We start from the raw sequence: 10,748 nt of genomic DNA, 5'->3' as shown, positions 1-10,748 counted from the left end.
TCGGAAGGCACGTGCAGACCTTTCGTCATGGCCTCCTACCTTTCTTTCGGGCCTTACTGGCCGAATGTATCAGCGCCCCTCCGTATGGGACGCTGCTTGCTGACAGCTCTAGTTATATCCAAAAACCACCTGCAATTCCACCTCGCCCCCGAACGGTCAGCAAAGTGCGATGAACGGTATATCTCATATGATTCCCCCATGATGCACTTCGGTTCTCTAAAGCAGGTTTTCAAAGGTAAATGTTCTTTTTTCTAAGGAATTAAGCTAGATTGCACAAATATTTTCATGTTTAGGAATTGCATAGCTAAAACGGTTTTCTGCATATATATGTCGTTTGTTCATGATTCAATTTGGATTCGATTATATTCAGCTCGCAATCATTCTTATTCATACATCCTCACCAATTGAGTATGGATATAGATTGTTTCTAAACGAGTTAGGCAGTTAGTTGCATGCCTTGGCAGCGTAAGAAGTAGGTAAAGATACCGTTCACGCAATACGTCCGTGCCACAGGTCGACTAAATTGAGACAATAGTGAATAGTGTTAGGCTACCGTCCCCTGTGGGGACTGAACGGACAGATGCATATGCCGAGCAAAATCGAAAAGAAGCAAGCCGCCGCAAAGCTGCGCAAACCGCCGCGCGACTTCTCATACACGCAAAACCGAGAGCTCAGCTGGCTACGCTTTGACAACCGCGTGCTCGACGAAGCCTTCGACGAAACCGTTCCGTTATTCGAGCGACTAAAGTTCGTCTCGATCTTCGAGTCCAACCTCGATGAGTTCCTCATGGTGCGCGTGGGCGGCCTGTCCGATCTGGCGGAGCTCAAAAAACAACCTGTCGACAACAAGAGCAATATGACCGCCTCCGAACAGGTCGATGCTGTCATGGCCGAAATGCCCGGGCTCCTTACCCGTTGGGAGTCCATCTTTAAGAGCATCGAGGGCAAGCTCGACACCTTGGGCGTTCACCGCGCCCACATCGATTCGCTTACGCCCGAGGAGCGTACCTTTGTAACCCGCTACTTCCAGGCCTACGTGTCGCCGGTCATCTCGCCGCTGGTCATCGATCCTCGCCACCCCTTCCCCAACCTGCGCAACGGCGCGCTCTATCTGGCCTGTGGTCTGGACGGCGCCACCGACGAGGAGAGCCTACTGGGCCTTATCGAGATTCCCGCCTCGATGAACCGCGTGGTCGAGATCCCCTCGCCCACCGGCACCTACTCCTACATCTTGCTCGAGGACGTCATCCTCGCCTGCCTGGACAGCTGCTTTGGCTCCTATAAGCCGCTGGATCGTGCGCTGATCCGCGTCACCCGCAACGCCGACATCGATCCGGACGGCGAGGGCGTCGAAGAGGAAGAGGACTACCGCCAGCACATGAAGCGCATTCTCAAGAAGCGCCTGCGCCTGCAGCCGGTAGTGCTCGCGGTCTCGGGGTCGCTCGAGAAGGCGACGCTCAAGACTATCCGCAAGGCGCTCGAGCTTTCGCGCCGCTCTGTCTTTACCTGCGATATCCCGCTCAACCTGGGCTACGTCTTTGGCATTGAGGGCAAGATTCCCGAGCACCTGCGCAACGAGCTCCTCTTTACGCCGTTTAAGCCACAGCCCAACCCCACCATCGACATGACCCGCTCCATCCGCGAGCAGGTGCTGCAGCACGACAAGCTGCTCTTCTACCCTTACGAGGCCATGAATCCGTTCCTGGATCTGGTACACGAGGCAGCCTACGATCCCGAGTGCATCTCGTTGCGCATCACGCTCTACCGCGTGGCCAAGCAGAGCCGCCTATGCGAGTCGCTGATCGATGCCGCCGAGAACGGCAAAGAGGTCACGGTGCTCATGGAGCTCCGCGCCCGCTTTGACGAGCAGAACAACATCGAGTGGGCCGAGCGTCTGGAAGAGGCAGGCTGCACCGTCATCTACGGCTCCGAAGGCTTTAAGTGCCACTCCAAGATCTGCCAGCTCACCTATCGCGAGGGCATGGCGCTCACCCGCCTCACGCTTTTGGGCACCGGCAACTTTAACGAGAAGACGGCCAAACTCTACAGCGACTTTATGCTCATGACAGCCCATCCCGGCATCGGTGAAGACGCCAACCTGTTCTTCCGCAATCTGTCGCTGGGCAACCTGCGCGGCGACTACCGCTTCCTGGGTGTGGCGCCCGTCGGACTGAAACCGCTCATCATGCGCGGGCTTGACCGCGAGATCCAGCGCGCCCTTGCCGGCGAGCCCGCCCGCGTGTTCTTTAAGCTCAACTCACTGACCGACCGCGAGGTTATCGACAAGATCGCCGAGGCATCGTGTGCCGGCGTGCGCGTAGACATGATCATCCGCGGCATCTCGTGCCTCAAGCCCGGTGTTCCGGGCAAGACCGAGAACGTGCATGTCCGCTCCATCGTCGGACGCTTTTTGGAGCACGCGCGCGTCTATGCTTTCGGCGTGGACTCGGACATGATTTACCTGAGCTCGGCAGACATGATGACGCGCAACACCGAGCACCGCGTGGAGATTGCCTTCCCCGTGCTCGACCCCACCTGCCGCGCTCTGGTGCACGAGTACATGGGCATGCAGCTGCGCGACAACGTGAAGGCCCGCAGCCTCACGAGCGACGGCACCTGGGTCCCCGTGGAGCGTGCAGAGGGTGAGAAACCCTTCAACTCACAGGAAGCCCTGCTGGAGCGCGCCTATCGCAACGCCGAGGCCGCGCCCGAGCCCGTCATTGAGGCGGAACCTGCCTCCGAGGCCGAGCCGCAGCCAGTAGCACCCAAGGTCCAAGAGGTCCAGGCGACCGTCATTGAGCCCGAGCCTGCACCTGCACCTCAGCCCGATCCGCAGGTCACCAAGCCCGCACCCGAGACGAGCGCCCGTCGCGATAAGCCCGCTGGCAAGACCAAGGCCATCGAGCGCCATCGCCCCGGCCGCGTGCGCATGGGCCTGGGTCTGATCGGCCTGGGTCTTAAGACGCTCATTACCGGCAAGACGAAATAGTCGTTTGTAGAAGCAGTTTGTAGAAGCGCCCCGCATTTGAGGAAAGCCTCGGATACGGGGCGCTTTTCCCTGCTACCATGGTGCGAACAACAACGCGAATGACAGGCAGGAATATGAAGCTCACTATAGAATCGATGACCTACGGCGCCGACGGGCTGGCGCACGCCGACAACGGCAAGGCCGTCTTTGTGCAGGGTGCCGTGGCAGGCGACACCGTCGAGGCCGAGGTCGTACAGGACGGCAAGTCATTCATGCGCGCCCGCACCACCGAGATTCTGGAGCCAAGCCCCAATCGCATTCAGCCTCCCTGCCCCTTCGTGGGCATCTGCGGCGGCTGCTCGTGGGGCAATCTCTCACGCACGGCACAGCTCGCCGCCAAGGAGCAAAACCTGCGCTCCACGCTCGAGCGCATCGGCAAGTTCGCTCCTGAGCTGGCAGATGAGTTGGTACAGCCCATCTGCCACACCAAGGACGACTGGGGCTACCGCAATAAAATCGAGCTCGAACCGACCGTCGTCAACGGTCGCGTGCGCCTTGGCATGCACGGTGTCGACCCCAGCAAAATCGTGACCGTCGATATGTGTCCGCTGTTCGATAAGCGCTTCCCGAAGGCACTCAAATCGGTCGTCGGCGCACTCAACTATCTAAGCGGCAGCCATGACTTGGGGCTCGAACGCGTGGGCATTCGCGCATCGCGCCGCACCAAGGCACTCGAGGTCGCACTCTGGACGCCCACAGGCTCTTTTCCGCGCTCGCAGGTCTCCCGCGTGCTGGCGGACGCCGCTCATCCTACGAGCATCGTACGCGTGATGAGCAAGGGCGAAAAGAAGGCCCGCCGTGTCTCCAAGGTCGAAATGCTCGCCGGAGAGGGCTCATGGACCGAGAATATCGCCGAGGATCAGATGCGCTTGTCTGCCCCGTCTTTTTTCCAGGTCAACACCAAGGGTGCCGAGATTTTGATCGATCTTGTCATGGAAGCGCTCGACCCGCAGGAAGACGAGCTTGCCGTGGACCTGTACTGCGGTGCCGGCACCTTTACCCTGCCGCTCGCCCGCCGCTGCGACTTTGTCGCTGCCGTCGAGGCCTACGGCCCCGCCGTGCGCGATCTACGCCGTAACCTGGAAATCAACAAGCTTGATAACGTCGACGTCATTGGCGGAGACGCGGTGCGCGAGTTCCCCGACCAGGATGCCGACATCTTGGTGGTCGACCCGCCGCGCGCAGGCCTCGCCCCCGAGGCGATCGGCCTTATCGCCAGCACGAGTGCCCGCGATGTCGCCTACGTGAGCTGCGACCCGGCCACCCTGGCGCGCGATCTCAAACGCTTTGTCGAAGAAGGCACCTTCTCCCCCGTAAAGATCACGCCAGTCGACCTGTTCCCACAAACCTTCCACTGCGAGACCGTCGTCCACCTTAGGCGCAACTAGCCGCTTAATCATTGCTCAGAAAATCATTGGGAAATCGAGCGTGGCAAGCGGAGGTCTTCGGGGTATAAGACGGCTAATTGTATGCCGCCTATGAAAGGAACCCTCATGCCCAGCGTTGCCGTTCTCGCCGCCGATGGCTTTGAAACTATTGAATGCTTGACCATGGTCGATGTCATGCGTCGCGGCGGCGTGCGTGCCACGCTCGTCTCGATCATGCCCACGCGCGAGGTCGTAAGCTCGCTGCAGATCCCCGTGACCTGCGATGCGCTCTTTGATGAGATCAACTTTGACGAGTACGACTGCGTCGTGCTGCCCGGCGGCCTGCCCGGTGCCACCAACCTGCGCGCAGATCAGCGCGTCTGCGACGTGGTCTGCGAGTTCGCCGCAACCAAGCACGTCGCCGCCATCTGCGCCGCCCCGTTTATCCTGGGCGAGCTCGACCTGCTCGAGGGGCGCCATGCCACGTGCTTCCCTGGCTTCGAGAAAAGCTTCCCCGAAGGCGCCTATACCGGCGAGAAGGTCACGCAAGACGGCAACATCATCACTGCCAGCGGCATGGCACAGTCCCTCCCCTTTGCATTGGAGCTGCTGCGCACGCTCGCCGGCGACAAGGCCGTCGAGAAGGTCGCCGAGGGCATCCAACTATGATTTTGGCTTCGCAATCGCCGCGCCGCATAGAGCTGATGCGCGAGGCAGGCTACAACATTCGCGTGATTCCCGCGGATATCGACGAAACGCCCTTTGATGGCGAGGCCCCGCTCACGCTTGTCGAGCGCTTGGCACGCGCCAAGGCGGCTGCCGTTGCTGCCGAGCATGCCGAGCCCAATGAGCTAACGGTCGCGGCCGACACCATCGTCACCTTTGACGGCAAGATTCTGGGCAAGCCGGCAACCGAGGACGAGGCGCGCACTATGCTCCGTGAGCTTTCGGGCCGCACGCACCAGGTCGCAACCGGCGTCTGCATCGTTAAGGCAGGCGATACGGCCGCCCCGCATGCCGCCGAAAGCCTGTCCTTTGTCGATGTGACCGACGTGACGTTCTACGAGCTCACCGACGAGCAGATCGAGCACTACGTCGCCTCGGGTGAGCCCATGGACAAGGCCGGCGCCTACGGCATTCAGGGCACAGGAGGACGCATGCTCGTGCACGATATTTCGGGCGACTTCTATAACGTGGTGGGCCTACCCATCGCCCGCGTCGCGCGCGCGATTCAAAAACTCTCGTAATTGCATCTGGCGCTGGGTATCCCCCGGCGCCTACAATTTTGGCGTACCGTACGGATCCCGACCGGGCACAAGGCGCGGCGGAAAACCGATAGGAGTTAAACATGGATACACTGCTCGAGGCCATTGACGTCTGCGATGTCGATGGCTTTTGCTATGGCAACTATACGGACGAGGAGGCCGGCACCGGTTGCACCGTAATCGTGGCACCCGAGGGCGCCACCGGCGGCGTTGACGTTCGCGGCGGTGCTCCAGCATCGCGCGAAACCGACCTGCTGCGACCCGAGAACACCGTCGACAAGGTCCACGCCGTCTGCCTTTCGGGTGGATCGGCCTTTGGCCTCGAGGCTGCAAGCGGCGTCGCTCGCGAGCTTGAGAGCCGCGGCATCGGCCTTCCCGTCGGCCCCACGCAGGTGCCTATCGTGTGCTCCAGCTGTATCTTCGACCTCGCCTTTGGTAACCCCACCGTGCGCCCCGACATTGAGGCCGGCATCGCCGCCGTGCGCGAAGCACTCGACCACACCCCCACCAAGCTCGAACAGGGCAACGTAGGCGCCGGCACGGGCGCTACCGTGGGTAAGCTCATGGGGCCTGCCACCTGCATGAAGGCCGGCCTTGGAGCTGCCGCCGTGGCACTCGGCCCCATCAAGGTGGGCGCCGTGGTCTCGGTCAACGCCTGCGGCAACGTTGTCGACCCCTTCACCGGCGAGTGGGTCGCCGGCATGCGCGCCGCAGCCGATAGCGACCAGATCGTCGACATGGAACTCGCAGCCTTTGCCGCCGCCGGATCCATGCAGATGCCGCTCGACCGCACCAACACCACCATCAGCTGCATCGTCACCAACGTGGAACTCACTAAGGCACAAGCCACCAAGGTCTCCCAGATGGCCGCAGACGCCTACGCACACGCCATCCGCCCCACACACACCACCAACGACGGCGACACCATCTACACCCTCGCCAGCGGCAAACTGGGCGCCCAGGCAAGCGCCGCCGTTCCCCTAGACCTACTGGGCATGCTCGCCGTAAGGGCCCTACAGACCGCCATCGTAAACGGAGCCAAAACCGCCAAAACCTCCCACGGCATCCCCGGCGCCGCGAAGTAGCCTAACCTGACCGGTTGCCCGGTGGGGCTTGGTTATGTTTGCTGCTCTACAGTCCTGGCTCGCACGAAGAGCACATTAAGTGCTCTTCGGCTCGTGCGGAACTCGCGACAAACATAACCAAGCCCCACCGGGCAACCTACCAACCAGATTCTTTTCAGCCCAGGCCCCTGTGTACCGCGCGTCGAAGATCTTCAAATTCAAATAAACTGACAATCGATTCTTATAGCAGAGGCCCCTTGGCCTTTAGTTTGATACAAGTTCCGCACGAGCCGGAAAGCACTTAATGTGCTTTCCGTGCGAGCAGGACTGTTCGCAGTAGCAAACTAAAGGCCAAGGGGCCCAGTCAACCTATCAACAGCGATTACTCAGCAGCTAGTTGAATTTGAAGATCTTTGAGGCAAGACGGTATAGGCCGAGTGTGGTTTTGTCTCCGGCCCGTCCGCGCAGATTGGTGAAGAACCCGACCACGCCGTAGCGGGCACGACGATACATGCGCTCGTCGTAGGCCTTCAAATCATTCCACAGCATCTTTAGGCGCTCGTCGGCGCAATCTTCCTCGGAAAGCTTGGTGAGCACCGAGCAGATCGCCATCATCATGGTGAAATAGCCCATCATGTACGAGCGCAGACGCGACGACTCAACATCGCTGTACAGGTGGTACGACTCCATCATGATGCGCGTCACACGGAACTGCTGGTCCAGACGCTTGACCATCGTGGCCTCGTTGACACTCTGGCCCTCGCGACCGATAAAGTAGCGATAGAGGTCGATGTCGGCGTAGTACATGGTCTTGCAACGCGGCAGCGGCACGTAGGCGTAGATGTTGTCCACATAGAACGTGTGCGGCGGCATGGGAAGGTTGGACTCGCGCAGCACATCCGTGCGATAGCACAGGCTGTGCATGAGTAGGTTCTGGTCCAGGCGGAAATGACCGATCTGATCCCAGGAAAAGATCTTTTTGCGCGGCAGGGCAAATTTGTAGCCAATAGCGGTATGCGTGCCCTCGTAAACCTTCTCGTACACGTAGTTCGAGATAAACAGGTCAACGCGCTGGTCACGCTCTTCAAAGCCACGCAGAATCGACAGCATAGTCGAAAGAGCCGCAGCATCGAGCCAGTCATCCGAGTCGACGACCTTGTAGTAGGTGCCCTGTGCCTCGCGCAGACCCGAAAGGACGGCAATACCGTGGCCGCCGTTCTCCTGGTGCACCGCGCGAATGATACCGGGATAACGTGCCTCCCACTCGTCGGCCTTATCGGCCGTCTCGTCCTTGGAGCCGTCGTCCACTACGATAATCTCGATATCGGTGGCGTAATTGCTCCCCTCCAAGATGGAGGTGATGCAATGGTCCATGTCCTTGGCGGCGTTATACGAGGGAATACCGAATGTTATGACTTTATGCATGGCAGGCGATAATCTCATCCGAAAGATCGAGGGCGGAATTGGTCACAGCGTCCATATCGTAGTAACGATACTCGGCCAGACGACCCACCGGGTGGAAGTTCGTCAGGTTCTGGACGCGCTCAAGATAGCGCTCATAGAGCTCACGGTTCTCGGGCTCAAGAATGGCGTAGTACGGCGTCTCGCCCGAGCCGGGCGTATAGGCCTTGGAATACTCCTTCATGATGGTGGTCTTGCCGGGCAGGATCTGACCGGTCATGTTCTTGAACTCGGTAATGCGCGTGTAGTCCTCGCTCGTGGTGTAGTTGACGGTGCCCACGGACTGGAACTGGTCCATATCGAGCGTCTCGAACTTCATGTCGAGCGTGCGGTACGGCAGGGCGCCCAAGTCGAGATTGAACAGCTCATCGAGCGGACCGGTGTAGACGATCTCGCCACCATAGACCTTGCCGTCGATCTTGACGGTAGTCTCGTCGATTTCAAAGAGGTCACGGGCGTCCACGTCGCAGAACACGTCGATCAGGTCGTGGTCGAGCATGTGCTCAAAGAGCGCCGTGTAGCCCTCCTGCGGCATGCCCTGGAAGGGAGCTTGCGGGAAGTAGCGGTCATCATCGCCCACAAAGACGGGAACGCGGCCGGTGATCGAGGGATCGATCTGATCGGGCGTCTGGCCCCACTGCTTCATGGTGTAATGCAAAAAGACGTTCTCGTAGACGTAATCGGCGACCTCGGCAAGATCCGGGTCGTTCTTCTTACGCAGCTCCATAATGGGCACCTTGACATCCTTGCCAAAGGTCTCCACGAGCTTCTGATACAGCTCCTCGCCGCGCTCGTCACCAAAGGCGAGCTTGAGACTCGCATGGTTGAAGGGCACGGGCATAAGGGTACCGTTGATGTTGGCGAGCACCTTGTGCTGATAATCCGTCCACTTGGTAAAGCGCGACAGGAAATTGTGCACGCGCTCGTTAAAAGTGTGATAGATATGCGGACCGTACTCGTGGATCAGGATTCCGGCCTCGTCAGTGCAGTCATAGGCATTGCCCGCAATGTGGCTACGGCGCTCCAAAACGGCAACACGATAGCCGATGGTCTCGGCAAGACGGCGGGCGCAAACGGCACCGGCATATCCAGCACCGACGACAATCATGTCGTACGCGCCGGCGTTAAAGCCTTCAGGCAGGCCTGAGGTAATCTGCATCGATACTCCTTGTCAAAAGCCACGGGCTCGTTAGCTGGGCTTTTCTCGAACATTCTTCGAGACATATTTATCAGAGCGATTATAGCGCTAATGCGCCCTATAATGAGCTTGCCACACAAGGAAAGCTCAAGCACCGCGGCGTACATAATTGAAAGGTAAACCCGCTAGCAGCGGGTTTATTCGTGAACAGCCGGGTGCCTGGAGCTTAGCGAAACGCTTGTAAGGAGTAACATGAGCGATTTCCTAAACCGTATGAAGTCTGCCGCCAAGGCCGACCTTAAGACGATCGTCCTGCCCGAGGGCGAGGATCCGCGCACTATCGTCGCGGCCACCAAAATCATCGAGGAGGGCCTGGCAAAGATCGTCATCCTGGGCAACCCCGACGAGATCGACGTTCCCGGCGCTACCGTCATCGACCCGCGCAATGCCGAGAAGCACGAGGAGTACGCGCAGAAGTTTGCCGAGCTCCGCGCCAAGAAGGGCGTTACCATCGAGCAGGCTCGCGCCCAGGTGATGGACGCCACCTACTTTGGCACCATGATGGTCAAGATGGGCGATGCCGACGGCCTGGTCTCCGGCGCCTGCCACTCCACCGCCGACACCCTGCGCCCCGCGCTTCAGATCCTCAAGACCGCCCCGGGCACCAAGCTGGTCTCGGCCTTCTTCGTGATGTGCACCGACACCCCGCAGTTCGGCACTGACGGCACGCTGATCTTCGCCGACTGCGGCCTCAACATCAACCCGTCCTCCGACGAGCTCTCCGAGATCGCCATCGCCTCCGCTCACTCCTGGTCCACCTTCATGGGCAACGTTGAGCCGCACGTGGCCATGCTCTCCTACTCCACCATGGGCTCCGCTGGCGGCGAGGTCGCCAAGAAGGTCCAGGAGGCTGTGAAGTTCTGCAAGGAGAAGGCTCCCGAGCTCGCTATCGACGGCGACCTGCAGCTCGATGCCGCTATTGTCCCCACCGTCGCCCAGCTCAAGGCTCCCGGCTCCTCCGTTGCCGGCAAGGCCAACGTGCTCGTGTTCCCCGACCTCGAGGCCGGCAACATCGGCTACAAGCTGGTCCAGCGCTTCGCCGGCGCCGACGCCTACGGCCCCATCCTGCAGGGCATCGCCAAGCCGGTCAACGATCTGTCGCGCGGCTGCTCTGCCGACGACATCGTGGGTGTCGTAGCCATCACCGCCGTCCAGGCTCAGATGGCTGAGTAGCGTACGCATCGCCCGAAGGCCGTACGGGCTAACCCCTGAAAACGTCCTCGACCAATGAAACGCCCCCGTTCTGCTCCTTCGGAGCTACGAACGGGGGCGTTTCTGGTCTGCGGAGTGTTTTCAGGGGTTAGCCCGTACGGCCTTCTACCGCCACGTAGCAATCAGGGTATCTGGGGTGGACGGCGGCTTGGC

The 10,748-nt window shown here is 60.0% G+C and carries 8 protein-coding genes; 6 read left to right on the top strand and 2 right to left on the bottom strand.

Going from position 1 to position 10,748, the window contains the following annotated elements:
- The first annotated feature begins 580 nt into the window (after window positions 1-580).
- The 5 genes from ppk1 (at window position 581) to DXC52_RS01900 (ending at window position 6,745) form a co-directional block, all read left to right on the top strand.
- Window positions 581-2,989: a polyphosphate kinase 1 gene (ppk1, locus tag DXC52_RS01920; protein WP_117745919.1), complete on the top strand. Its 2,409-nt coding sequence runs from the start codon at window positions 581-583 to the stop codon at window positions 2,987-2,989.
- A 98-nt stretch (window positions 2,990-3,087) separates the two neighbouring features.
- Window positions 3,088-4,416: a 23S rRNA (uracil(1939)-C(5))-methyltransferase RlmD gene (rlmD, locus tag DXC52_RS01915; protein ID WP_117745918.1), complete on the top strand. Its 1,329-nt coding sequence runs from the start codon at window positions 3,088-3,090 to the stop codon at window positions 4,414-4,416.
- A gap of 105 nt (window positions 4,417-4,521) precedes the next feature.
- Complete coding sequence (locus DXC52_RS01910) at window positions 4,522-5,064, top strand: DJ-1 family glyoxalase III (RefSeq protein ID WP_055287259.1); 543 nt, start codon at window positions 4,522-4,524, stop codon at window positions 5,062-5,064.
- A complete protein-coding gene (locus tag DXC52_RS01905; RefSeq protein ID WP_117745917.1) occupies window positions 5,061-5,642 on the top strand; it encodes a nucleoside triphosphate pyrophosphatase in 582 nt (193 codons plus the stop codon). Before DXC52_RS01910 ends, DXC52_RS01905 begins: the two co-directional genes overlap by 4 nt.
- A gap of 101 nt (window positions 5,643-5,743) precedes the next feature.
- Window positions 5,744-6,745 carry a P1 family peptidase gene (locus DXC52_RS01900; protein WP_117745916.1) on the top strand — a complete coding sequence of 334 codons (1,002 nt, stop codon included), beginning with the start codon at window positions 5,744-5,746 and terminating at the stop codon, window positions 6,743-6,745.
- A 372-nt stretch (window positions 6,746-7,117) separates the two neighbouring features.
- On the opposite strand, the gene DXC52_RS01895 is transcribed toward DXC52_RS01900, so the two are convergent.
- Window positions 7,118-8,149, bottom strand: a complete 1,032-nt coding sequence (locus DXC52_RS01895) for a glycosyltransferase family 2 protein (RefSeq protein WP_117745915.1) — start codon at window positions 8,147-8,149, stop codon at window positions 7,118-7,120.
- On the bottom strand, window positions 8,142-9,344 hold the full coding sequence (glf, locus tag DXC52_RS01890; RefSeq protein WP_117745914.1) for a UDP-galactopyranose mutase: 1,203 nt from the start codon (window positions 9,342-9,344) through the stop codon (window positions 8,142-8,144). The genes DXC52_RS01895 and glf overlap by 8 nt, the downstream gene beginning before the upstream one ends.
- 231 nt (window positions 9,345-9,575) lie before the next feature.
- Between glf and pta the strand changes: the two genes are divergently transcribed.
- Entirely contained in the window at window positions 9,576-10,556 is a 981-nt protein-coding gene (pta, locus tag DXC52_RS01885; RefSeq protein ID WP_055309798.1) for a phosphate acetyltransferase, read from the top strand.
- The last annotated feature ends 192 nt before the right edge of the window (window positions 10,557-10,748 follow it).

The organism is Collinsella sp. TF05-9AC, from assembly GCF_003438495.1.
Classification (GTDB): Bacteria; Actinomycetota; Coriobacteriia; order Coriobacteriales; family Coriobacteriaceae; genus Collinsella.
This window is presented reverse-complemented; position numbering and strand designations above follow the sequence as displayed.